Annotated in this window: 28 protein-coding genes; 10 read left to right on the forward strand and 18 right to left on the reverse strand. The window is 33.1% G+C overall.

Translation table 11 applies throughout. The features are described from left to right. The first annotated feature begins 123 nt into the window (after positions 1–123). Positions 124–399: a DUF3888 domain-containing protein gene (locus ACWNMZ_RS24200; protein WP_155986784.1), complete on the forward strand. Its 276-nt coding sequence runs from the start codon at positions 124–126 to the stop codon at positions 397–399. A gap of 64 nt (positions 400–463) precedes the next feature. Here the strand turns inward: ACWNMZ_RS24200 and ACWNMZ_RS24205 are convergent, their stop codons facing one another. After that, positions 464–1,039, reverse strand: a complete 576-nt coding sequence (locus ACWNMZ_RS24205; RefSeq protein ID WP_031539812.1) for a DUF6241 domain-containing protein — start codon at positions 1,037–1,039, stop codon at positions 464–466. Between the two features lie 137 nt (positions 1,040–1,176). Further along, positions 1,177–2,607, reverse strand: coding sequence for a DHA2 family efflux MFS transporter permease subunit (locus ACWNMZ_RS24210; RefSeq protein ID WP_031539813.1), 1,431 nt, complete (start codon positions 2,605–2,607; stop codon positions 1,177–1,179). Positions 2,608–2,775: 168 nt separating this feature from the next. Here ACWNMZ_RS24210 and ACWNMZ_RS24215 point away from each other — a divergent pair, with 168 nt between their 5' ends. From ACWNMZ_RS24215 to ACWNMZ_RS24225, 3 genes are all read left to right on the forward strand, one after another. Beyond that, entirely contained in the window at positions 2,776–3,318 is a 543-nt protein-coding gene (locus tag ACWNMZ_RS24215) for a TetR/AcrR family transcriptional regulator (protein ID WP_031539814.1), read from the forward strand. Between the two features lie 137 nt (positions 3,319–3,455). Next, positions 3,456–3,701, forward strand: coding sequence for a hypothetical protein (locus tag ACWNMZ_RS24220; protein WP_031539816.1), 246 nt, complete (start codon positions 3,456–3,458; stop codon positions 3,699–3,701). Next, a complete protein-coding gene (locus ACWNMZ_RS24225; RefSeq protein WP_031539818.1) occupies positions 3,701–4,081 on the forward strand; it encodes a retropepsin-like aspartic protease in 381 nt (126 codons plus the stop codon). Before ACWNMZ_RS24220 ends, ACWNMZ_RS24225 begins: the two co-directional genes overlap by 1 nt. Positions 4,082–4,391: 310 nt before the next feature. Here the strand turns inward: ACWNMZ_RS24225 and ACWNMZ_RS24230 are convergent, their stop codons facing one another. From ACWNMZ_RS24230 to tnpA (ACWNMZ_RS24265), 8 genes are all read right to left on the reverse strand, one after another. Continuing rightward, a complete protein-coding gene (locus ACWNMZ_RS24230; protein ID WP_449598674.1) occupies positions 4,392–5,720 on the reverse strand; it encodes an IS3 family transposase in 1,329 nt (442 codons plus the stop codon). 453 nt (positions 5,721–6,173) lie between these two features. Continuing rightward, entirely contained in the window at positions 6,174–6,383 is a 210-nt protein-coding gene (locus ACWNMZ_RS24235; protein WP_031540349.1) for a hypothetical protein, read from the reverse strand. Between the two features lie 25 nt (positions 6,384–6,408). Further along, on the reverse strand, positions 6,409–6,573 hold the full coding sequence (locus tag ACWNMZ_RS24240; RefSeq protein WP_155986805.1) for a hypothetical protein: 165 nt from the start codon (positions 6,571–6,573) through the stop codon (positions 6,409–6,411). A gap of 52 nt (positions 6,574–6,625) precedes the next feature. Further along, complete coding sequence (locus tag ACWNMZ_RS24245; RefSeq protein WP_031540348.1) at positions 6,626–6,928, reverse strand: hypothetical protein; 303 nt, start codon at positions 6,926–6,928, stop codon at positions 6,626–6,628. Between the two features lie 70 nt (positions 6,929–6,998). Then, positions 6,999–7,403, reverse strand: a complete 405-nt coding sequence (locus ACWNMZ_RS24250) for a hypothetical protein (RefSeq protein ID WP_048717103.1) — start codon at positions 7,401–7,403, stop codon at positions 6,999–7,001. Positions 7,404–7,604: 201 nt separating this feature from the next. Next, on the reverse strand, positions 7,605–9,224 hold the full coding sequence (gene tnpC, locus ACWNMZ_RS24255; protein WP_048717388.1) for an IS66 family transposase: 1,620 nt from the start codon (positions 9,222–9,224) through the stop codon (positions 7,605–7,607). 49 nt (positions 9,225–9,273) lie between these two features. Further along, positions 9,274–9,633 (reverse strand): IS66 family insertion sequence element accessory protein TnpB, encoded by a 360-nt coding sequence (tnpB, locus tag ACWNMZ_RS24260; protein WP_031540354.1) that lies wholly within the window; start codon positions 9,631–9,633, stop codon positions 9,274–9,276. Continuing rightward, positions 9,627–9,944, reverse strand: coding sequence for an IS66 family insertion sequence element accessory protein TnpA (gene tnpA, locus ACWNMZ_RS24265; RefSeq protein WP_031540353.1), 318 nt, complete (start codon positions 9,942–9,944; stop codon positions 9,627–9,629). The genes tnpB (ACWNMZ_RS24260) and tnpA (ACWNMZ_RS24265) overlap by 7 nt, the downstream gene beginning before the upstream one ends. A gap of 102 nt (positions 9,945–10,046) precedes the next feature. On the opposite strand from tnpA (ACWNMZ_RS24265), the gene ACWNMZ_RS24270 reads away from it, so the two are divergent. Both ACWNMZ_RS24270 and ACWNMZ_RS24275 read left to right on the forward strand, forming a co-directional pair. Beyond that, positions 10,047–11,057: a hypothetical protein gene (locus ACWNMZ_RS24270; RefSeq protein WP_155986789.1), complete on the forward strand. Its 1,011-nt coding sequence runs from the start codon at positions 10,047–10,049 to the stop codon at positions 11,055–11,057. 766 nt (positions 11,058–11,823) lie between these two features. Beyond that, positions 11,824–12,204: a hypothetical protein gene (locus ACWNMZ_RS24275; protein ID WP_031540093.1), complete on the forward strand. Its 381-nt coding sequence runs from the start codon at positions 11,824–11,826 to the stop codon at positions 12,202–12,204. Positions 12,205–12,632: 428 nt separating this feature from the next. On the opposite strand, the gene ACWNMZ_RS24280 is transcribed toward ACWNMZ_RS24275, so the two are convergent. The 3 genes from ACWNMZ_RS24280 to ACWNMZ_RS24290 are packed head-to-tail and all read right to left on the reverse strand — an operon-like array spanning position 12,633 to position 15,576. Further along, positions 12,633–13,280 (reverse strand): ATP-binding cassette domain-containing protein, encoded by a 648-nt coding sequence (locus ACWNMZ_RS24280; RefSeq protein WP_031540091.1) that lies wholly within the window; start codon positions 13,278–13,280, stop codon positions 12,633–12,635. Beyond that, entirely contained in the window at positions 13,281–14,789 is a 1,509-nt protein-coding gene (locus tag ACWNMZ_RS24285; RefSeq protein WP_031540090.1) for a hypothetical protein, read from the reverse strand. Position 14,790: 1 nt separating this feature from the next. After that, positions 14,791–15,576 carry an ABC transporter permease gene (locus ACWNMZ_RS24290; RefSeq protein ID WP_031540089.1) on the reverse strand — a complete coding sequence of 262 codons (786 nt, stop codon included), beginning with the start codon at positions 15,574–15,576 and terminating at the stop codon, positions 14,791–14,793. Between the two features lie 191 nt (positions 15,577–15,767). Between ACWNMZ_RS24290 and ACWNMZ_RS24295 the strand changes: the two genes are divergently transcribed. After that, entirely contained in the window at positions 15,768–16,172 is a 405-nt protein-coding gene (locus ACWNMZ_RS24295; protein WP_031540085.1) for a hypothetical protein, read from the forward strand. A 1,057-nt stretch (positions 16,173–17,229) separates the two neighbouring features. On the opposite strand, the gene ACWNMZ_RS24300 is transcribed toward ACWNMZ_RS24295, so the two are convergent. The 5 genes from ACWNMZ_RS24300 to ACWNMZ_RS24320 form a co-directional block, all read right to left on the reverse strand. Further along, a complete protein-coding gene (locus tag ACWNMZ_RS24300) occupies positions 17,230–17,778 on the reverse strand; it encodes an NADPH-dependent FMN reductase (protein ID WP_251630114.1) in 549 nt (182 codons plus the stop codon). Between the two features lie 35 nt (positions 17,779–17,813). Next, positions 17,814–19,076, reverse strand: coding sequence for a cation:proton antiporter (locus ACWNMZ_RS24305; RefSeq protein WP_251630113.1), 1,263 nt, complete (start codon positions 19,074–19,076; stop codon positions 17,814–17,816). Between the two features lie 55 nt (positions 19,077–19,131). Then, entirely contained in the window at positions 19,132–20,382 is a 1,251-nt protein-coding gene (locus ACWNMZ_RS24310) for a S8 family peptidase (protein ID WP_251630112.1), read from the reverse strand. Between the two features lie 63 nt (positions 20,383–20,445). Further along, positions 20,446–20,934: an SRPBCC family protein gene (locus ACWNMZ_RS24315; RefSeq protein ID WP_251630111.1), complete on the reverse strand. Its 489-nt coding sequence runs from the start codon at positions 20,932–20,934 to the stop codon at positions 20,446–20,448. 103 nt (positions 20,935–21,037) lie between these two features. Further along, positions 21,038–21,964: a DUF6073 family protein gene (locus ACWNMZ_RS24320; RefSeq protein ID WP_251630110.1), complete on the reverse strand. Its 927-nt coding sequence runs from the start codon at positions 21,962–21,964 to the stop codon at positions 21,038–21,040. Positions 21,965–22,194: 230 nt separating this feature from the next. On the opposite strand from ACWNMZ_RS24320, the gene tnpA (ACWNMZ_RS24325) reads away from it, so the two are divergent. Genes tnpA (ACWNMZ_RS24325) through tnpC (ACWNMZ_RS24335) form a run of 3 tightly spaced genes read left to right on the forward strand, consistent with a single transcriptional unit; the run spans position 22,195 to position 24,534 of the window. Beyond that, on the forward strand, positions 22,195–22,512 hold the full coding sequence (gene tnpA, locus ACWNMZ_RS24325) for an IS66 family insertion sequence element accessory protein TnpA (RefSeq protein ID WP_031540353.1): 318 nt from the start codon (positions 22,195–22,197) through the stop codon (positions 22,510–22,512). Then, positions 22,506–22,865, forward strand: coding sequence for an IS66 family insertion sequence element accessory protein TnpB (gene tnpB / locus ACWNMZ_RS24330; protein WP_031540354.1), 360 nt, complete (start codon positions 22,506–22,508; stop codon positions 22,863–22,865). The genes tnpA (ACWNMZ_RS24325) and tnpB (ACWNMZ_RS24330) overlap by 7 nt, the downstream gene beginning before the upstream one ends. Before the next feature lie 49 nt (positions 22,866–22,914). Continuing rightward, positions 22,915–24,534 (forward strand): IS66 family transposase, encoded by a 1,620-nt coding sequence (gene tnpC, locus ACWNMZ_RS24335; protein ID WP_048717388.1) that lies wholly within the window; start codon positions 22,915–22,917, stop codon positions 24,532–24,534. The last annotated feature ends 146 nt before the right edge of the window (positions 24,535–24,680 follow it).

The following is a 24,680-nucleotide window of genomic DNA, read 5'->3' on the forward strand; positions in this document are numbered from 1 at the left end:
CTATAGTTCTAAAAGAGCCCTTTCTAAAATGTATTACTGCGATCATTTTAAACTTCTTGTGTCTTTTGATATTCTTTAAAGTTTCTCTAATTTAAATTAAATATCGAAAGCTCATTGGTAAGAGTGAACACATTAAGAAATATTCGTACAGAATCTGCTTTCTTAAGATTTCTCGGCCCAAGCATTCTGGAAATCATGGAGAGATATGGTGATAATCAGCTTTATATGGATGCAAAAATCGAAACCATTATCTTTAATGAACAAAAAGATACATACGAGGTGGCCTTACATGTCGGCTTTGAGGGAGCACATAATCCTCCTTATCATTTCATTCGAATGGTTCTTCGAATTCCTGGTGAAGAAAAGAAAACTGGTCATTATGATGTGATTTCCTATTAGAATCATCTGCCTGAGAGTAAAATCATCAAACAGGACGAAATTTTTTTTCCTTATAAAGACGAACTCATTCATTTCCCTCATCATCTGTTTGCGTTTTAAATGTTTTCTCGATAAATTCTTGCTCCTCTTCTTCACTCAATATTCCAGTTGCTTTCCCAATATTACCGTCTTGTAGACTCCAAAGGGCGTTATGATCCTCATCTGCTGTACGAAAATCTCCTTCTTTCCACTTTGACAAAATTTTTAATAAAGCATCTTTATTATGGTAAGTGCTATTTTTTACGATGTCATTAAGCATGTCTATTCGCTCTTCTGTCATTTCAACCGCTCCCCATTTTTGATCGGCTCTCACCTTTTGATGCGTCATCTCATGCATGGTAGAAATAACTCGATCCTCATGCCAATAGTCATAATCAATTTTGCTTATGTCAACTTCGCCTTCCACTTCTTTACTTTTACTTTTTTCGATACTTTGATCGATAGCCTCCCCCTCTACCGATACAAAAGAACCCTCGATCGAATCTGTAAAATAATGCTGATAATATATGTATGTACCAACACCGATTAATAAGAGAAATGAAATACTCCATATACAATATTTAAGCCAGCTTTTCTTTTTAAGTCTTTTTGATTCTTCCATTTTCCATCAACTATCCCCCTTTGAAAGAATTTTCAATTTTTTCCATTATATCAAAGAATCTCTTTATGTAAAACACGTATTTTCTTTTTCTTCAGGCTCTATGAGAAAAGCCAGTTCGCTTGGAACTGGCTAATAATTTATGCTTGTTGTTTTATTTTCGCTTTAGATGGTACAAAGAAAGTTAATATCAATGCCACTACAGCTAAAATGGTCATGAAATAATACGCATCACTTGAACCTAATATAGAAGCAAGCTTGCGGATTACTTCAGCTGTTGCATTTGGTGTTTCTTGCATTAGTGTCTCTGCATGGCTAGTTGATTGTGCGGTAAATACAGTTATAACTACTGCCGTTCCAATTGCACCTGCTATTTGACGTAATGTATTATTCACGGCCGTACCATGTGTTACCAGTTCCTTTGGTAAAGCATTCAAACTAGCCGTATTCAATGGCATTGTAATAAAGCTTAAACCAATTCGAAGAAAAATGGTTCGTATCATGAGAAAAACAAAGGTTGTTGTCTCTGTTAAATCGGTAACCACCCACATGGAAGGAATGATGAAGATCAAACCAATAATGAATAATGGTTTGGCTCCAAAACGATCATACATTTTTCCAGTAACAGGCGACATAAAAGCATTAATTACTGCACCTGGCAATAGTAGCAATCCTGCATTAAACGCCGTAAATCCTCGTCCATCTTGAAGATAGATTGGTAATAAAATCATATCTGCATACATCATCATCGTGACGATAATATTAATGATTGATGTTAGTGTAAATACTTTATTTTTAAATACATTTAAGTTGAGTAATGGATCAGAAGACTTCATTTGTCTTAGACAGAATAGGAAAGTAGTGATAATCCCTACTAGGATAGTAATAATAACGAGTTTGTCATCCCATCCTCTGCTCCCCGCATTACTAAATCCATATAAAATTAGCCCAAAACCAATGGTGGATAAAATAACACTTACAACATCTAGCTTAGCCTTTGCCGTTTCTGAAACATTGATCAAATATTTCATGGATAATAATAGAACGATTACGACAAGTGGTATTAGACCGATAAATAACCAGCGCCATGAATAGTATTCAATGACAAAACCGGCTAATGTTGGTGCAATGGCTGGAGCGAATATAATAGCGAGGCCAATTAGTCCCATCATACTGCCTCTTTTTTCTGGTGGAAAAATAAACATAACGACACTCATTAATAATGGCATAATAATTCCTGCACCAATAGCTTGTATCATACGTCCCGTAAGTAAGATAGAAAATGTAGGCGCTGCTGCGCATAAAATGGAGCCTATTAATAGAAATAACATGGCGCTGATAAATAATTGACATGTTGAAAAACGCTTCATTAAAAATGCGGTAATTGGGACCAATATCCCGTTAATTAACATAAATCCTGTTGATAGCCACTGTACAGTTGGAGCTGATACTGAAAATATATCCATTAAACTACTTAATGCAACGTTTAACAGTGTTTGATTTAGTGTTGATAAAAAACAACCTAATATAAGCACTGTTAATAAAACCTTTTTATTGATAGATTCTGGCATAAAGAATATCCTTTCTTCCCTTGTTTTTTTTACAATATGTCAATAAAATAAAGAATAACATTTATTTTATATAGTGCCCATTCACAATTTCTTAGATTCTGTTTACTATACAACACATTTATAAAAAGTATCAATAAAACAGAAAATAATAGATAAAGAGGACTAAAAATGACGATACAAAAAAAGGAAGATCCACGTGCTGCTCGCTCTAAACGAATGATTAAACAAGCCGTTATAGATATAGTAATTGAGAATCCCGATATTTCAAAACTCACTGTTCAACAAATCACTAAAAGAGCCGAGTTAAATCGAGCAACATTTTATTTGCATTTCCTCGATATTAACGATTTATTAAGGCAACTGGTTTACGATATTTTCGACAACCTGTTGTTGGAAACATCACCTATTTTACAATTAGATAAGAAAAATAACCGTGATCGTCTAATTTTATTTTTAGATTATTTTTATCAACATCGAAAATTATTTGCCGTCCTTTTTGAACATAGTGGTTTTAAGAAAAAATTACAGATGGTCTTAAAGGATTCGATTGTCATTCAACGTGTGAGAGAAGAGTCTCCCACAACAGAAACCACTTTATCATTAGATATCCTTGCCTCTTCCACTTTAGGAATCATCATGTGGTGGTTGAAAGATGGCGTTCATTTTAGTTCCGAGTATATAGCTGATCAAATGATTGAATTGTATCGATAGACATTTCAATCAAATAGGGAAGGCAGTAAAACATAACCTCCCCTACTTCTTTTTTTATCTATGTTTTTAAAAAACATAATTGAGTATTAATTTCGTAGTTTAATCGTTTATAATAAGATAAAAAGGAGGGATTTATTATGAAGTGGCAAGAAGTTAGAGAATTATTTCCTAATCAATTTGTATTACTATCAATCCTCGACTATCATGAGGAAAATGGAAAAAAAATAATCGATGAAGTAGCACCCATTCGCTCTATTTCAAGTGAAAACGCTAATAAAGAGTTCTTTAAAGTAAAACAAGGCAACATTGTTTACCATACATCGAACGAGAGATGTATTGTCCATATTCGTAAAGACCCGTTATTAAGAGCGAGACGAATTTAATGCAAATTTCATCTGATGGACAACTCCTAACAACATCTCTCATTATTACTTTTCGCGGAAGAATACTACAAGTGAATGATATTATTATTGATACAGGCTCATCTCACACAGTTATTAGCCCAGATATTTTAGAAGAGATAGGGGTAGTATATGAATATGGAGACAATATTTATGAAGCCTATGGGATAGGTGGCTCAGTGCCTTTTTATACTAAAATAATGGATGAAATTCAAATTGATACGTTTATAGTGAAGGACATTGAAGTGGATGTAGGAATTCTCCCTAAAGATCATAAAGGACTTCTAGGGTTAGATATTTTATTGACCTACAATTTTATAATAGATATGAACAAGTTAGAATTATCCCCCTCAAAGAAATAGAATGAAGTTTAATAGAAAAATCTACTCTTTCCACGTATATACAATTCTCATTCATCTCAAACTCATGTTAGAAATAGAACACATATGAGAAATAGTTGCTTTCATGCTTAATTGTTTATTCGATTTTCAGCTCATTACTATAATAGTTGTAATAATTTCAGAATCTTCATTGCCTATTTTTGAAAAACGGAGTTCATTTTATCTCTGAATATATTGCTTATAAGATGATTGAATTGTGTCGATAGATATAAAAGAGAAGGCTGTAGAAACTGAACTGGCACCCATGTCAAGGACACAATAAAAAAAGAGATTAAGCAACGAGAAGATGGTTCCTATATTGAATAGGGGTCATCTTTTTTAAATTCCATTGATATCGATAATTGTTATAGTAAACCATGTAATGATTTATTTTTGCCTTTAGTTCTTTTAAGGATTTACAAGATTGATAGTCCACATCATCTTTTAAATGACCAAAGAATGACTCTTGAGGCGCATTGTCCCAACAGTTTCCTTTTCTAGACATTGATTGGCCTAGACCATATTTTTTTAATAACCTTTGATATTTTGGGCTCGTATAATGACTTCCTTGATCTGAATGAATAAAGGCGTCTTTATGTAAAATAACTTTCTTGTTGTTCATCAATTTCTGGATTGTCTTCGTTGCTATATCTAAGGTAATACGGTCAGAAACATGATAAGCTAGGAGTTCGTTTGTGGAAGCATCTTTTACGGTCGACAAATAAGCCATACTATTTCCGTTATATGGCAAATAAGTGATATCCGTTAATAAAACTTTTCCTGGTATACCCTGCTTAAACTCTCTGTTTAGCTTGTTTGGTACGACTTGATGCTCCTTTGTAGCTTTAGCGATTTTTTTATAAGGATTTGCTTTCCTATGAGGACAGACTATTCCATATTTCTTCATGATTCTTTGGATCTTTTTACGACTAAATATAATGTTATATTCATTCTCCAAGATCATTTTTATGGACCGGGAGCCTTTCTTATATCCCCGTCGATTAAAGGCTTTTAGTATGACTTCTTTCGCTTCCAAGTCCAATTGTTCTCTCGCTTCTCGGAGAGTATATGCTTGAAGGAAGCTGTAGTATCCAGAACGAGAAACCTTTAAAAGATCGCAAAAATACTTGGTCATACGCTTAAATCCACCTTGTTTAATGGTCTCAGAAATTAATGGATATACTCTACTTGGTTCTAGGTTTTTTGTTTCGTTTAGCAGCCTCCTTTCTGTCACTTCTAGCTTTTTTAATAACTCTACCTGTCCCTCCAATAGCTTAATTCTAGCTTCTTGCCTTTCAATCACTTCAGACGGCGTAAGTTCTCGCTTTAATGGTCTACCAGAACCGGCCTTTCTTGAGTCTGTGAGTCCGATTAGCCCATCCTTTTCATAGGCTTTCTTCCACCTGTATGCGGATTGTTCCATTCGCTTCATTCCTATCACGTCCACATCAAAGCCGTTTTCCATGAAGATTTGTCGAGGAAGTTTTCCACCTAGATACTCATCCATAAATCTATTTTTAAATGAATCCGTATAGGTAATAGCTCGCTCACTGACACTTTGTACATTTGGATTCCTTTTAAGCATTTTTATCTCTTTCGTTGAAAATGTTATCTTACTCATGTTGTCTCCTAATCCCTTTTTAGTAATTTAAGTATATAAAAAAATACCTGTAGATAAAACACTCTTTTTCAAGTGTCCTAACTACAGGTACCATTTTATTCATACAACTCTTTTGATAAACAAAAAAACAGACCTTATTCAGCTGCCTGCGAATTGACGTAACACTTCTTTCCCACTACCAATTGTCTTATTGTTTTCATCTATAACAAAGTCACCTTGCTTCTCTATATTTGCTTCAATTAGTATGTTGTGTATGTATTTCAGTTGTTTCATAACCACAATCTAGACATTTAACTGTATAATTTACAGGAGACATATGCAATCTTTTCTTTTCTTTGTCAATTACTATATAAACTTCTTCAAAATTAGTTATATTAGGGAATTTGAAGAATCTAGCTTCCATTGTATCAACTCCTTCATAGTTATTTAATAAACAATGGTTTCGAACTGTAACTAATCAAAAATCCTACTTCTAGATATTTTTCTATATAAGGCAATTACTTTTCTATTTTCGTTTTCCCACTCTTGATTTTTTAACATAGGAATAGAAAATCGACCTTCCATTTGAGTCATTAAATTTGCTAACTTATGAACTTTTTCATCATTAGAAAAATTGGAATGCATAATATTTTCATATTCTTGATTAAATTCTTTTAACTCCATTTTCCTAGTCCTTTCCAATAGTTATCTACTTTTTTGTTACTACATAAAATTCTTCATCTTTATAAAGTTTCTGAACTTCTTCTAATGCTGTTTCTGCAGCTTCTTTTGTATCAAAAGTTTGTTCCCCTGTTTTTCCTACTTCCGTTGTTTCAAATATTAATCCTGTTTTGGATCTAATTACAAATCCCATTTTCTTCATCTTCCTTTCTACCGCATATAAGTTATCTACTTTACTTTCAGATTTACTTTTGGATAAAGTCATTCATAGTTTGAGTTACTTTAATTGTATTACTTGTTCCTCTAGCAACTGAAGACACGCTGGTTAGGAAATCATTTAAGCGTTGTGAAACAGGAAAAAAATAATGCAATGGCTTTCCTTCTTTAAGATTTTTGTAATTTTTTTTATAAGCAAATTTCTCTTTGTAATTTTCATAATCCTTAAAAGCTTGTTCTCTTTCATTATCTGTCATAGTAAGTAAATTAGCTTCATCAGCAATGATCGGTAGATATTTTTTCATTTTCTTTTTTCTTTGACGTTTATTCATTTTTTTCTCCTTTATCATATAATTGATTCGTAACAGTTTTTAAGACTTATTGTTTTGTTGATACGTTTTATCAAGCAGTTCCAAATATTGCTTTGAATATGGATGATGGAATTTCTGGAAAAATATAAATAAATAACATATCAACTATACAAAATAACATAATGTACATAAATAATTGATGTTTTATAACATTTTTTCCTTTTATTAAGTAAAGACAAAACAATATTATAAATCCAAAAACCATAATCATTAAAGCAAAAAAACGAAATAACTCTTCAGGAGGAGAAATTGCGAAAATTTCAGTTATAGTCTTATTAACAGTATTGTTTACAACCAAAAATACTCTTGTTATTTTAATTACAGCAATCACAATTATGAGTTTTAGTATCTTTTTACCTAGTGGAATCAATTCTTTTTTATCTTCATGATTAAAAATATATTTTTTCTTTAGTTCATGATCTAATGGAATTTTCAAAATGCCATAAACACCTTACTCTCCTTTTCTTCCTATTCTTTTCATTAAATAACCTGAGGGTTATTTTTTCTTTTTTGAATAAACATTACTTCCCTTCTTTAACGAACAAAAGTCTTGTATGCTGCTTCAATTAAATTTTTAAGTTTTGGGTAAGCGTCAAATAGACCCCACCTATGTTTTAGATGGGGCCTGGGTTATTATTTAGTTAAGTTTTTTAAATGAAATACAAGACACTGGTAGTGTCGTTGACCAAGGAAGTAGTTGGTCAAGGTTATCATGATCTGTCAGATCCAAGTTGGGAAGCTGCTCAAATAGATAGCGAAGATAGTAATATGGATTCAATCCGTTTGCGATCGCTGTCTCCACGATACTGTATATGATGGCACTGGCTCTCGCACCATTTGGTGTGTTACTAAACAGCCAAGCCTTCCTTCCAAGCACTACTGGCTTAATAGCCCTTTCGCTTCTATTGTTATCGATTTCTAATCGACCATCCTCTAGAAATGCCACTAACTTATCCCACTGGTTTAGACAGTATGTAATAGCTTTTCCGAGACCACTTTTAGGCAACACATGTTGTTCTTGTACTTTTAGCCATGACAAAAAAGAGTCTAGTATTGGTTTACTTTGCTCTAGACGTTGTTTATACCGTTCTTCCGGCTCTAATTCCTTTAACTTTCGCTCAATCGTGAAAAGTTGATTACAGAATTGGAGACCTTCGGTCGCAGCGACTGGTTTTATACTATTTGTAGGCAGTGCTTTTAAGACATCGGTAAAACCACGTCTGGCATGAGCCCAACAACCAACAAGTGTTACGTTTTCTACTTTATGATATCCGGCATAACCGTCGACTTGAAGAAAGCCTTTGAATTCCTTTAAGAAGTTCATTGGATTTTCTCCAGCTCTGGTTTCTTGATAATCATATAGTATGATGGGAGATCCCTCGACACCTGTACGGTATAGCCACAAATAGGATTTAGATGAAGCGGATCTACCTGGCTCTTGAAGCACTTGAAGAGTTGTCTCATCCGCACAAACAATGTCAAGCTTAACTAGGAGCTGATGCATCCGACTATATAGCTTGCTTAACCAACGATCTGCTCCGTACATCATCCAATTAGCCATCGTTTGACGAGATAATGTTATACCCAAACGATGTAGATGTTTTTCCTGTCTATATATAGGAAGTCCCTCTACATACTTTTGGCTCATGATATGTGCCAACATAGATGGAGATGCGAGACTTCCCGCAATGACTGGCTTCGGCATGGGCGCGGTTTGGATCGGCGTTTCAATGGCCTCCTGTTCACAATGGCGGCATGAATAAACATGGCGCACATGCTTCACCACTTTTACTTCAGCTGGGATATATTTTAATTCCTGACGGACTTCTGTACTCATTTCATGCAGGTTTCCACCGCAACACGAACAGACCTGCTCTTCATCGGATAAACGATAATCGATCGTTTCCACAGGCAGATTTTCTAACATCAACTGACGTTGGCCGCGTTTCTTCTTACGGCGGTAGGTGATGGTTTCTACGGTAGGTTCGGGTGATGCGAGGTCCGCTTCTTGTTCAACTTCATTAAAAAGAGTTAGTTCCAGTTGACCTGGAATGCCCTTTTCGCTAGATACACCAAAACGTTTAGACTGATGAAGGCGAAGCTGTTCTTGTAACCAACTAATCTTGGCTTCAGATTCACTTTTTTCCTTTTCTAGCTTCGCCTCTAAGTCTGCGTTTTTCTGTTCCAAGAGTTGAACGCGCTCGAGAAGTTCTTCAATTGTAGGAGTTGTGTTTGCTGTTTTCTTTGTCTTTTTCATGATTTCATTATACTATAAGATCCAACCGATTACTCTCATAATTTCATGTTTAAACGACAGTTTTTGCAGAAACGACGGGATGTGCTTTTGTCTGTTCTAATGATAAACCATCTAACAACCAATTCAATTGGCGACGTGAGATTTTATACGGACCTAAGCTCCCATGATCAGATGGCCAGTGAAATGTTCCACGTTCGAGTCTTCGGTAGTACAACCAAAATCCGTTGGTATCCCAATGAAGAATCTTGAGTTTATCGCGTTTCTTGTTACAAAAAACAAAAAGACTCGATGAAAAGGGATCTAGATTGAATTCCATCTGAACGATGATAGCTAATCCATCAATGGATTTTCTCATGTCCGTGCTACCTCGAGCGAGGTAGACACTCTCAATCGTTGATGCATTTAGCATATGGATTGAAGTGTCCTTACCACATCTACAAGCAGCTGGGGATCAAAGCCTTGTTTGACCTCTAACGCTACGTGACCAACATGAACAACTATGTTAGATTGAGAGTCTGTCATTGTTTCATCCATTTCTAATGTAATCCATTGTGAAGGGGTATTTGACGTGTCTTCGGTTGTTTTAAGCTTCTTCTTCCAATACCAGAATTGATGAATACTGACCTCGTTGGCTGCACACCAATTTGAAGCACTTAGTCCGCTTGTCATATAGTTAGCAATCCGTTTTTCCCATTCAACTCTAAGATCGGATCTCTTCATATAGCAAAACCTCCATTATGTGTAATCTCTAGGAGATTATCGCATATAAAAAAGCGTCAAACCATGTGGGTATAGTTTGACGCTTACTTATCAGATATGCCAGTGGAATGGGCGAATTTTAACGGATTGCCTTTATGTGTTGAAAAGAAAATTAGTAGGGTTCCAATTACACCAGGTAATGGATTAATCTCTCACTCTTATGTACATAGAAATGAGTTTACATTATCTAAAGATAATTTAAGCATTCTAATAGTAAATACCTTAAATAAAAATGATGGATTATATCGATTAGGTCTTGCTTTACAGAAAGAAATAGATGGGTATTTAATGCAAATTAATACTAAAGCTAATTATAGGGAAGCTTCAACTAAGGAAGAATTTATTTCAATAATTGAGGAAACTAAACCTGTAATAATGATTTATTATGGTCACGGTTCTTATGATTCTACAGACGATTTAGGGAAACTTCATATAGGTAATGATTTTATTACAGCGGTTGAAATAGAGAATATAATGCATACTCCACAAATTACTTTACTAGGTGCATGTGAAACTCAAGTACTACATGGTACCCATATGAATACGGCAGCTCTTTTTTTAGGTAATCTTTCTGTATCTGTATTGGGAACCTTTTTTCCAATTGATGGTTTAAAAGCTATGACATTTATAAGTGGTCTTATAAGAAACTTAGTAAATGCATTGACTGGTGTAGCTCCAGAATACTATTTAAATAGTTGGGATGATATTATTTTACAAACATATCGGTCTCATTATTTATTAGAACCGATTCATTCAATGGATTCCTATTTAATAAAAAGAGGAGAACGTCTAAATGATTATATAAAATCTCCCTTAATTGACTTCTTTCAAATTAAGGGGCAGAAAGAAATAAATGATTATACAGATATCTTACGAGATAGAGATAATATTTATAGGGAATTGTTCTCAAAACATAAAAAGTTAGCGGATGCGTTCCAGAGTATACAAGAAAATAATTTATTACTTCCAGAATCTTTATACTTTTCTTCTTTGGGATCTCCAGAAGTAATTAAACTAAAAAGAGAAAAAACAAGTGATACAATAAAGGTTTCGTTAAGTGAATATTTTAATTAGTTCTGTTATCAGATTGTTCTTTATTGCTTTTGTTAAATGAGATATGAATAGGCTACACTAAGTTGACAGATAAGGGGAGGGGAGGTAAACTTAGACAAATAAAAGGAGCTTGCTAAAATGACAAGTCAACGTCGAACTTTTACTCCCGAATTTAAACTCCAATTAGTGAAGCTATATGAAAAATTGAGCAAAGGTAAAGTCAAAATACTAATCCGTGAGAGGAGATAGTATCTCACGGAATCCTACCCAAAAATTTAAAAACAGGTCTTAAATCTAATAAATAGATATCTATCTGAACATGAAGAATATGAACTTTTTTCTCAAGACTATCAACCGATGATTGGTAATATTTTCAGACTGATTGAGATTTTTCCAAATCACATTTAACAATAGTACGATCAATCTCCTCTAAGTAACTTTCTTCGAGTAAGAATAAGACTACTATACCAATAAAAGTTTCAATGATTTAAGGGGTATTGATTTACTGGAGTCTTGTAATATTATTACTTTGCTTACTCTATAATTTTTATTTTTATATGCAGAATATACATTCATTTGTTCAATTATCTTATCATTAAGAAATAATTTGTCATACTCATCATTACTATCAATTTTAATTTTTACTTCTACCAATTCATTAGTTTCATTATTAAGATGAGAAAGATATCTAGTTAATCCGTAAAATAATCTCTCTGTTATCTCAATATAGAACAAATTTCTTAGTTCAGAAGAATTTTAAGCCCATTTTTGTTGCAGCAGTCAACGCATGTTCATTATTAATATTATTATGTTTATTCGTATATTTTCATTGATTACTGTATGTAAATTCTGTGCTCTTGGTAATTATCTTAAGACTGGATTAATTACCCTGATTATTGGAATACAAAGTATCCCAAAACCTGTTAAAGAAAATATTAACCGGCTTTCAACTACTGTTGCTAGATATCCTCCTAAAAGAGTTCCGATAGGCATTGCTATCACTCTGATACTATATAAAATTGAATTTACTCTTCCCAATAATCTAGAAGGAATTATTGATTGCGTAACACTAGCAAATAATACATTGGTTTGCATCAATGGGAATCCAAGCGAACCAAAAAAGATAGATGAAAAAATTGGTGAAGATATCCATCCTGAAAGTGACTAACATATGGCAACTCTTTTGATTGAGTCGGGTAGGCAAACTCTGACACTATTGCAATAATTGGTATTACAAATTTCCTTTCGAGACCCCTCACAAAAGTTTATATCGATTAGGCAATTTTCACTATCTGCTTTCGCCCAATATCGACGAACATAATCCTTATCTGAATTTTCGGATAATCTCCATACAAGGAGAGAATCCTCTGACGTTCTAAAAATATTACCAGCAGGTAGCATAAAACCTATAACGGCCAACGAAGGTCTCCAATTCTGTAAGGAGCGTTATGAAGAACGTCTAAAATTAAGTAAACCAGTACATTATTCAACCTTAATTTTTAATAATGAATGACTTATATTTGACAAAAAAGCATCTCCACTTATGGAGTGAAATGAAAGAAGAACCAATATTACTTTAGAACATTAAAGCGGAATTTAAACTTTTTCTAATTTAGAACTATTAATCCTGTAAACAACATCACATATTTCTATATCTTCTTGATTGTGACTTGTTAAAAGAATAGTCTTACCTTCCTCTTTAAAACGAAGTAATAAATCACGGACTCTCTTAACACTATCCAAATCTAATGCATTAAATGGCTCGTCTAAGATTAATACTTCCTGATTCTCCATAATTGCCTGACTAATAGCTAACTTCTGCTTCATTCCTAGGGAATAATCCTTAGCCTTTTGAGTATAATTCGGATCTAAACCTACTAACTGCATTGTTTGAATAATTTGTTTATCATTAATTTTCCCTCTTATCAATGATAGCTCTTTTAAATTTTCAAAACCATTCTTATTAGCAATAAAACCTGGACGGTCTATAATAACCCCGAAATTTTCTGGGAACCTTTTACTCTTTCCTATCTCAGATCCTCTAATAGTTATAGTTCCTTTGTCTGGGAATATAAATCCACAAATCATTTTAAAAAGGACTGATTTTCCTGAACCATTCGGACCTACAAATCCATATATTTTCCCTTTTTCAATATCTAAACTAACACTATCAAACAATACATTTCCCTTAAAGCTTTTACTTACTTCTCTTACTGAAATAATAGACAATGATTTCGCCTCCATTTACCTATTTACACTTCTAGTAAAAAGGTATTTTATAATAGAATATACTACAAGACTAGTAATTAATAAGACCATGGTTATTCTTAATGTTGAATAACTTTCTAAATAAACAATGCTATTTAATCCTACAGGAATTACGCCTAACTGATTAATTCCTGGTAACATTAAAATCATAAAAATGCTCACTACAATTATCCCGTGACTTCCTTCTCTTCTTATCCAAGATACAATAAATACAAATAAAATATATAAAACGATTTGCAAGAATCCATTTATAAAATAATGATAAAAAACTGGATATAATGAAGATTCAAACACCGTAATTTTAGACTGAAAGTCTCTATCTGTGAGTATCCCCACTATAATAGACAAAGCTAATAATAGAAAGAGAAAAAAAGTAATAGTTAATAAAATTCTTTTGAACCAACTCCAAAACCATTTCTCTAAATTTCTAAAACGAATAATCCTATAAAATCCTAAAACATCTAATTCGTTGTTAATAGTAAAATTCACTAAATAGACTAGACCAAAATATACTATTGAGTAATAAAAATAACCAGCATAAGAAAAACTTTCTGCACTCGCTCCTCTAAAAGACATAACCCAAACATCAAATATAGTACCATCTATTGAATCTAAACTAACAGCAGAAGATAATATTCCCATAATACACAAAGAAATATAAATTATATATGATACATATGATTTTAGTAATTGTAAATATCTCTTATTATTAAAGTCAATAATATACAAATAGGTAGAAATAATCACCAATTCACAAATTAGAATGATTAATCCCCGTATTGGTGAATTAAACGAATGAATAAATTTTATAATTGATAAATAAGTTGTAGGTGATAAATATGAATACTCGCTTGGTACTATTTTAAAACCTATTATCCCCCCTACAAATATAGTTACACACATTAAAAGGAGAATATTTCTATTTTTAAAGGTCACATAAACTATGGACAATAACATATGTAGCACAGAGATTGCGAAAGCAAACAAAATTAATTGAAGAATAAAGACTATTAAAGGTGTTGAAAAATTGATAGATACTCCATTAAGAACATTATTTAGATTATCAAAATGACTGAATTGACTCCAACTCCAAGAATTAGGAAGTCCAATAGTTAAAAATAGACACATAAAAACCCATATCATTAAGAATATAGAGGATTGTATCCAAAATCTTTTAAAAGAGCTCAAAATCCATTTTTTTATTGATCCTATACGAATTAATACTTCATAATTAAAGTGCCCTAAGATAGTCGATGTAGAGAGAATTAAAGTTATAGGAACTACAAAATAAATTATTATATACATATCATTAAATAAATATAGAGAAATGTCCCAATTATTAATTTTCATACCATTAATAAAAGCAATCTCTACCAGTTGTTTCTTTAACAAAGTACCATAAAAGAAAATAAGTATCCCTATTACTAACCATTTAACACTTAATAATTCATCAAAGTATCTTCTTATTGAAAATTTAATGTCCATACTAAATCTTCCAATCTTCCTTATTTAGAACCACTAAAATTAATAGAATAATTGCTACTATCAAAAGAAATGCAAAAGGTATCATTGCTGTCCAAATTTCCTGTTGTTCAATGTTAAATGGAAATATAGTACTTATGGGAGAGAATCTGGCACCAACAATTATAGCCGTAATAAAATTGAAGATATGATAAAACAAAAATGGCAAGGATAACCCAATAAAGGTTCTACTTATTATTAGTAATAATAAGAAAGAAATAGTTGAGTATAAGGACGCGTTTAAACCCACCCATAATGAATAAACTATTCCGTAAACAAAATCTCCGTACACTAAAAGTTGAGAAAATGTAACATTATAATTATAATTACCTCCGTCAGCCGGTGTAAGCGATATCACATGTAATATATTAGGTTCAATATATACTGCAAATACAAAAGAAAAAAAGACCATTAAAAATATAATAGTACCTGTTAGAAATGCGTTCATTAGACCCTTACTTAAGATATATTGGTTTATTGGTATTCTAGACCGAGTGTATGTAATAAAGTTATTTTTCTGCTCTAGTACAAAGTTAGGTAAGTATATGAATACTACTAGTACAGGAAAAATCATAGGAATTATTAATCCAACCATTTCTTGAAAGACTTCAACAGAGGAATAATAAAGGTATCCTGTCCTGATAGGATAAAATGAACTAAGTGGAATTATTAATATAATAATTAGCCACTTTAATAGATTCTTACTATTAATAGAACGTTTAAATTCAGTTCTTAGCTGTCTGTTTAGCATTATCATTACTCCTTTTTACGGATTTATAAAAAAGTATATATTATTAGCTTATTATATTTATGTATTTTTTTCAATAATTGGTTTCATTTTGAAAAAATATGGTAATGGTATTGTAAAAATGCTATTATTTTCCTATAATTATATTAACCTCATTTATATAATGAGAAAAAATTAAAAAGGGGGATATAGATATGAAAAAAAGTAAAGGAGTTATTCTCGGATTAGCTCTAGCACTACTAGTTGCTGGGGGGGTAACTCAGGCGGCATCTAAGGTTACTAGATTTAATGTAAATGTGGCACCTTTTAACGGTTCTGCATATACAGGTTGGGATCGGGTGAGCGGAACTATACAATATGTTGAATCGATCCATTATTCTTTATTTAGCGTGGGTGGGGATTATACTGTAGATTTAAGAGCTCAAAGAGCTCATGACAACGCCAGAACTCCTTGGGCGCGTAATCAAGGAGATAATTCTGGAGCCACTTGGTACACAAATTATACAGCTAATCACGATCATTACTGGAGACTTGAAATAAGTAATGATTTGACAACGCCGGTGAAAGTTAATGTTCAAGGATTTTTCACTACTTATTAAGAAACAATCATAAAATTTAGAAAATTACAAACGTTGGTTTTTAAAGTTCCATTCCATTCTATTTAGTTTAATTTTGCATAAAAGAACAAAGTAATATAACTAAAAGAAAGGCAAATTAGTTTAGAATCTTTATTTTCGTAATCATACGAAAGCAGGTAAATTAAAAATTCTATCTTTTTTGTATAGCTTGTCTAAAAATACGCCTGCAATTTGCAGACGTATTTTTAGACAGTAGACAAAGTACTTTTTTGTCATTTTTTAGTATTATATTAATAATACTAAACGTAGTTTTATTTGTCTATATTATATTATTCGTAAAATTTATATTATACGAATAATTAAAACAAAAAATCTCCCCCCTTTTTCAATTGACGAGTGAAACAAATATACTGAATCTTATAATCCTGCAATACCAAATAATAAAACAGTAAATATCACTCCAAATGACTTCATTTTCTTACTCATAAAATAATGAATATGCATTTCTTTTCTTAAAAGTTAAACATTTCTTTATATTCCATATCTAATTGATATTCCGCATTGGATAAAAAGTAAATAATATTTAGGATTTCATTTTCTGGTGTATCATAATACTCGCTAGTAATGATTGAATTGTCCGAGAAATCAAAGGAATAGAGATTTTTTTGAAGCTGATAGAATACGAGATTTACTGAATAAAAAAGGTTATTAATAGAGGATACTTCTCAAGGGCCTCAGAATTTGAGTGATAAAAATAAATAGATAAATAAAAAATAATTTATTCGTTTATTAAATGTTTTAGGAGAGTTATAAACGTATAAGAGCCTTGTCACATAAGCAAGTGTAGGAAGGCTCTAACTTATATAATAATAGATGTAACACATAGGGAGAATACTAGTATGAAGTTTACTTAAAAAATTACTTCAACCACGTTGACTAACTACTTCTCCTTCGGTGATGGATTTTTCAATGTAGGACATCCTTATCATTTTAGTAAGAGATAATTTTATTAAAGACACTCATCATTTTTTCTTAAAAAATCCTATGAGTGTCTTATATTTCTACTATCTTGTTTATATTATTTGTTGTTAAACTCAATGAAATTATTAATAACAGTATCTAAGAACTTTTTTGTGCTTTTATCAGTTAATTCGCCTGTTTCATTTATTTTTTCATGAACTCTCCCTATATAAACTTCATTGCCAGGCATTAAATTTATTGCTAAAGATGGATTGGAAAGAATTTCTCTTAAATGAATTTGAGCTCTGACACTTCCTAAAATTCCAGTAGAGGATCCTATTATTAATCCAGGCTTGCCCTTAACAATAAGTTCATCGTCATACGACAGCCAATCAATAGCATTTTTCAAAGCACCTGAAATGGAAAAGTTATACTCTGGAACTGCGAATAACAGTGCATCTGAGTTTTTTATTGTTTCTTTAAATATTTTAACATTTTCTGGAATACTATGTTTCTTATAATCAACTGAAAACATTTCTAAATTATTCACAAATACTGGATTTATCTCAAGTCTATCTGAATAGTATTTTTTTAACCATCTAACTAGTTTAAGGTTGTATGACTTGGAACTTGTACTACCAATAATAGCTTTAACATTAATAGTCAAATTTCCACCTCCTGTTTACGTTAGGACATTGCAAATTAAATTAAATTAATAGATTTTTGATTAGTTGTTTTATGTTTTCCTTTAACTTTCTGCATATACATATTCATAACTAAAGGACATGTAATAGCAGTTAATATAGCAGTGGTAATTAATACTGTATACATCTCATTGTTAAAGATACCTATTGATAATCCTGTAGTTGCAACAAATATTTCCATCCCACCTCTAGCATTTAAACATAGCGTAATCATCCACAAATCATTCCAACTAAATTTGTAGTATTTTAGAATAAGTGATGGAATGAGTTTTACAATCATACCTATAATTAAAAAAATTACTGTAAATAATAATATTTCTGTGTTTTTAAATATTAATATATTTCCATGATGACCTACCATCGCGAAAAATAATGGAGTAAAAACTTCATTTGAAAAACCGCTTAATCCTTTTTTTAATTTCATTCTATATTGTGGAATAGACGCTATTGTTAATCCAAATAACAATCCTCCCAAATAAAGGTTAATTTTAGTGACAAATTGAGTATATACACTAAAGCCTAAGAATGCTGGCCAAAATAGAAAATTAAGCTTTTTTCTACTAATAATATTTATCAGTATCCTTCCTATTAACATTAGTAGAATTACACCTATTACCATTACAAATACATTCTTAGTTATAGTAAGTACTGAGTATTTTGTAGATTGAAAAGATGTAATTAAAATTCCTATTGATAACAGAATCCAACCAACAAAATCTACAACGATAGTCGAGAATAATAGAAACTGTCCGTTTTTACTAGATGCTATTCCCCAATCATTAAGAACTCTAGAGATTATAGGTACTGCAGACATCATCAAACAAATAGATATAAATATCCCAACATGGAACAAAGGAATATCTGGTTTAATCATTACCATAGGCACTAACCATAAAATCGCGTAGCCAAAAATAATAGATGTAAGTAAACTTATTAGCGTATGCCATGAAATCGTCCATTTTAATTTTCGAGGAAAGTTTGACATTTCAGCTCCAGACAATGACAACATTGTTAGAAATCCAAATAGTGTTACTATTCCCATAACCGTTTGGTCAAGATTTTCAAATTTCATGGGGAATATAAAATTATAAATATTTGGTAACATCCATTTCATAAAAGATGGTCCCCAAATTAACCCCGCCAAAAACTCCCCTACAACCTCTGGACAATTTATTTTTTTAAAGAGAAATCCTAGCACCTTAGCAGTTAAAAGCAGAACAAACATCTGGAGAATTACTTGTGCTATTATTGAATCGTTCATAGGTCCCTCCAAGTTATTATTTTCTATAAATCATAGCTTAAATTTCAAGTAATCCTCACAAACACTTATTCTTATATTTGTTTAATACGTTTAATGAATTTTGAAAGTTAACAATTCCATATCCTGCTGCATTTTTATCATCTGATATGTCAATAGCTCCTTCAATTAATAGTTTCTTAATTTCATTTGGAGAAAGTTGATTATCTTGCTCTAATAATAAAGCAACTAAGCCTGCCGATATCGGAGTAGCCATTGAAGTTCCAGACATATTAAAATAATATTCATTGACTCTATTTTTTGGGCTGATTATATCACTATATGAGCCTGGTGACCTTAAAGATATAATATTTGAACCAGGTGCTACAAGATCAGGCTTATTAAAACCATCTTTAGTAGGTCCACGACTTGAAAAGTTTGCTATAACATCATCATTGTTTTCAACTGTATTCATATCATCAGTTGCACCAATAGTAATTAATTGTGGATGTATGGCTGGACTACCAATAGTGCTACTCTTTGGTCCTTCATTCCCAGCTGCAACTAGGACTACTATTCCCATTTCCCAAGCTTTTTCTAATGCTTGACACAATGGATCCTCTTTATAAGACCTTAATGGACTTGTTCCTAAAGATAGTGACAATATATGAATATTATAAGTATTCTTATTATCAATAACCCATTCAATTCCTTCAATTATATTAGATATAGTACCTCTACCTCGTCCATCCATAGTCTTAATGGCAATAATATTTGCTTCTGGTGCAGTGCCTTCAAAAATTCCATCACTCGATAAACCATTTGAAGCAACACAACCAGCTACATGTGTTCCATGTCCATTATCATCATATGGCTCAATTTTATGATTTACCAAATCTTTAAAAGCAACTATCCGATTGTTAGGTGTAATTAGATCCTCGTGTGGATGTACTCCAGTGTCTATAATCGCTACATTTATTCCCTTACCTGTCAATGATTGCGGATTTAATTTCCTATCAACCTTATTAACTCCTGTGCTAGGAACTGCTGTATCTAATAGTAACCATGCAGGTCTATCAAGATTAATTCTGATTATTGAATCATGATTATTAAGTTCATTTAAATAATCTAGTGAAGTCTCTATTAAGTAAGTATTAATATTAGAGAATTGTTTTTGAAAGTTACATCCACAATCCAAAAGAAAATTTTGTACTTTTGCTTCATGATCTTCATTAAATTGAATTAATAACTTAACCTTTTCATGATTGTCTCCTTTCGTCTCGACATAATTAATCAATGATTCATCACACTTTTGATAATTTTTTTCCAATATAAAAACCTCCTCAATTACCCTTTAATTACAAGTAATTGAGGAGGTCGAAAAAACAACTTCTTATTCAGGTTGACAACATAAAATTCCTTCGCCTTTTTCTATTTCATTCTTTAAACTAGAAAGTACTCCTTGCCACGCCATTTCGTGCCATTTAACTGCTTCATCCCACTCTTCTCCGTCTTTCCAACCCTTATGAAGTACTTTTACTATAGTTTTATCATCTTGTTCTTCTAAGTAAACATTTACTATTGTTAAATCATTATCTGAATTCATTATGGAAGCAAATTGATCTGGTCCCTTCCATGTAAACACCAATTCTTTGTTTGGAACAATACTTTTTACTTTACAACCTTTTGTGTTCATACCTTCTTCATTGCCAGGATCAAAGTAGAGTTCGAAAGCACCTCCAACTTTTGGTTCAATTACTGTAACAGGTGCAAACCATTGAGAAACTCTGTCTGAGATTGTCCAAGCATGCCACACAAGGTCTTTAGGGGCATTTATTACCACTTCTTTTGTTATTGAAGAATTAGAAATCTTGTTTTCCAAAAAAAAACCTCCCTAATGGTTGTTATATACTAATTTTACCATTAGAGAGATGGTTTTCAAGAATTTTTAGAATTTTTTCATTAATTTTTTGTATTTTTTTCAATTAATGGTTGTGATTGTGATTTTTATCTTTGCAAAAATTCCCTATATGTGTTCTAACTTTTTTTAAATATGCTACAGGTTTACCGTCAGGATCTTCCATATTATACAACGGAATCTTAATATCGCCAGTACCTCCACCTTGTCCGACTGGTGGTACATGTGTAATTTTATGTGTAAGTTCGATTGGTTCTTTATTAAAGACTGTCATGCCAATATCTTTTAAATTAAACTTAGCATAGTTATTCATTTGGCAATGTTTTGGTGCCCCGCTTTCAACGCTTGGAACTGCTGTTCCTGGTAAAACCTGACCTTGGGAAACCTTGTAATCTTCATTAATACTAACTTCTATTTTACCAAGTTTTTCACTTTCTCCCTTAACATCTAAACCCTTCATTTTAATATCAATAGATGCATCATTCCAGTTTGAGCAAGAAGGATGGTCACGTTGAATCATATAAGTACCTTTTAACTCAATCGTTTCTTCCCCAACACCAGGAACTTCAATAGTATCCCAAGTAACAAAGTCTAGAAGATCTTCACCGCCTTCTGGCATTTTAAATGGTTGTAAGTCTTCTATTTTCTTAGCTGTTGCACAGCAACCATGAGGTGCTGCGTCCTCTCCTCTAATCTCAGCTAGGGAAACTCCCGAAATGTCCGCCAGTGATTCGACAAATTCATCCCAACTTACAATTGGCTCTACATCTGGATGTTCACCTGTAACAATGCACCAAGGAACAACTTTTTTAATTAAGTCACTTGGTTCATCTGTTTCCACAACTAGAGTGGCTGCTCTATTGGCAGCATTCACATAACCAAATTCAACATCCTTTGTAAAATCCACCAATGATTTTAATAAATTTGTTGCTTGATCTGAATTAAGAGTTTCACCGACAAATGGAGTCATTGTTAAATGAATGGTATACTTCATACTTTTACCTCCTGAGAATTTTTTACCAATTGCAATTGGATAACTTTATTCTAGCAAGGTTATAAAAGCATCTTTTGTTCTAGTTTGCTCTCATAAATATTTTTTCATATTTTTTATATAAATGTTCAAGAGATAGAATTATCGTAAGCGTCAAACTATACCCACATGGTTTGACGCTTTTTTATATGCGATAATCTCCTAGAGATTACACATAATGGAGGTTTTGCTATATGAAGAGATCCGATCTTAGAGTTGAATGGGAAAAACGGATTGCTAACTATATGACAAGCGGACTAAGTGCTTCAAATTGGTGTGCAGCCAACGAGGTCAGTATTCATCAATTCTGGTATTGGAAGAAGAAGCTTAAAACAACCGAAGACACGTCAAATACCCCTTCACAATGGATTACATTAGAAATGGATGAAACAATGACAGACTCTCAATCTAACATAGTTGTTCATGTTGGTCACGTAGCGTTAGAGGTCAAACAAGGCTTTGATCCCCAGCTGCTTGTAGATGTGGTAAGGACACTTCAATCCATATGCTAAATGCATCAACGATTGAGAGTGTCTACCTCGCTCGAGGTAGCACGGACATGAGAAAATCCATTGATGGATTAGCTATCATCGTTCAGATGGAATTCAATCTAGATCCCTTTTCATCGAGTCTTTTTGTTTTTTGTAACAAGAAACGCGATAAACTCAAGATTCTTCATTGGGATACCAACGGATTTTGGTTGTACTACCGAAGACTCGAACGTGGAACATTTCACTGGCCATCTGATCATGGGAGCTTAGGTCCGTATAAAATCTCACGTCGCCAATTGAATTGGTTGTTAGATGGTTTATCATTAGAACAGACAAAAGCACATCCCGTCGTTTCTGCAAAAACTGTCGTTTAAACATGAAATTATGAGAGTAATCGGTTGGATCTTATAGTATAATGAAATCATGAAAAAGACAAAGAAAACAGCAAACACAACTCCTACAATTGAAGAACTTCTCGAGCGCGTTCAACTCTTGGAACAGAAAAACGCAGACTTAGAGGCGAAGCTAGAAAAGGAAAAAAGTGAATCTGAAGCCAAGATTAGTTGGTTACAAGAACAGCTTCGCCTTCATCAGTCTAAACGTTTTGGTGTATCTAGCGAAAAGGGCATTCCAGGTCAACTGGAACTAACTCTTTTTAATGAAGTTGAACAAGAAGCGGACCTCGCATCACCCGAACCTACCGTAGAAACCATCACCTACCGCCGTAAGAAGAAACGCGGCCAACGTCAGTTGATGTTAGAAAATCTGCCTGTGGAAACGATCGATTATCGTTTATCCGATGAAGAGCAGGTCTGTTCGTGTTGCGGTGGAAACCTGCATGAAATGAGTACAGAAGTCCGTCAGGAATTAAAATATATCCCAGCTGAAGTAAAAGTGGTGAAGCATGTGCGCCATGTTTATTCATGCCGCCATTGTGAACAGGAGGCCATTGAAACGCCGATCCAAACCGCGCCCATGCCGAAGCCAGTCATTGCGGGAAGTCTCGCATCTCCATCTATGTTGGCACATATCATGAGCCAAAAGTATGTAGAGGGACTTCCTATATATAGACAGGAAAAACATCTACATCGTTTGGGTATAACATTATCTCGTCAAACGATGGCTAATTGGATGATGTACGGAGCAGATCGTTGGTTAAGCAAGCTATATAGTCGGATGCATCAGCTCCTAGTTAAGCTTGACATTGTTTGTGCGGATGAGACAACTCTTCAAGTGCTTCAAGAGCCAGGTAGATCCGCTTCATCTAAATCCTATTTGTGGCTATACCGTACAGGTGTCGAGGGATCTCCCATCATACTATATGATTATCAAGAAACCAGAGCTGGAGAAAATCCAATGAACTTCTTAAAGGAATTCAAAGGCTTTCTTCAAGTCGACGGTTATGCCGGATATCATAAAGTAGAAAACGTAACACTTGTTGGTTGTTGGGCTCATGCCAGACGTGGTTTTACCGATGTCTTAAAAGCACTGCCTACAAATAGTATAAAACCAGTCGCTGCGACCGAAGGTCTCCAATTCTGTAATCAACTTTTCACGATTGAGCGAAAGTTAAAGGAATTAGAGCCGGAAGAACGGTATAAACAACGTCTAGAGCAAAGTAAACCAATACTAGACTCTTTTTTGTCATGGCTAAAAGTACAAGAACAACATGTGTTGCCTAAAAGTGGTCTCGGAAAAGCTATTACATACTGTCTAAACCAGTGGGATAAGTTAGTGGCATTTCTAGAGGATGGTCGATTAGAAATCGATAACAATAGAAGCGAAAGGGCTATTAAGCCAGTAGTGCTTGGAAGGAAGGCTTGGCTGTTTAGTAACACACCAAATGGTGCGAGAGCCAGTGCCATCATATACAGTATCGTGGAGACAGCGATCGCAAACGGATTGAATCCATATTACTATCTTCGCTATCTATTTGAGCAGCTTCCCAACTTGGATCTGACAGATCATGATAACCTTGACCAACTACTTCCTTGGTCAACGACACTACCAGTGTCTTGTATTTCATTTAAAAAACTTAACTAAATAATAACCCAGGCCCCATCTAAAACATAGGTGGGGTCTATTTGACGCTTACGATCTAGGTGAAATAAATTTTAATAATCACTGCTTACATGGACCGCAGCTGATAAATTAGAGGATATATATTTGCATGATTCATCCATTCCTCA

The organism is Niallia sp. Marseille-Q9988 (assembly GCF_976954375.1).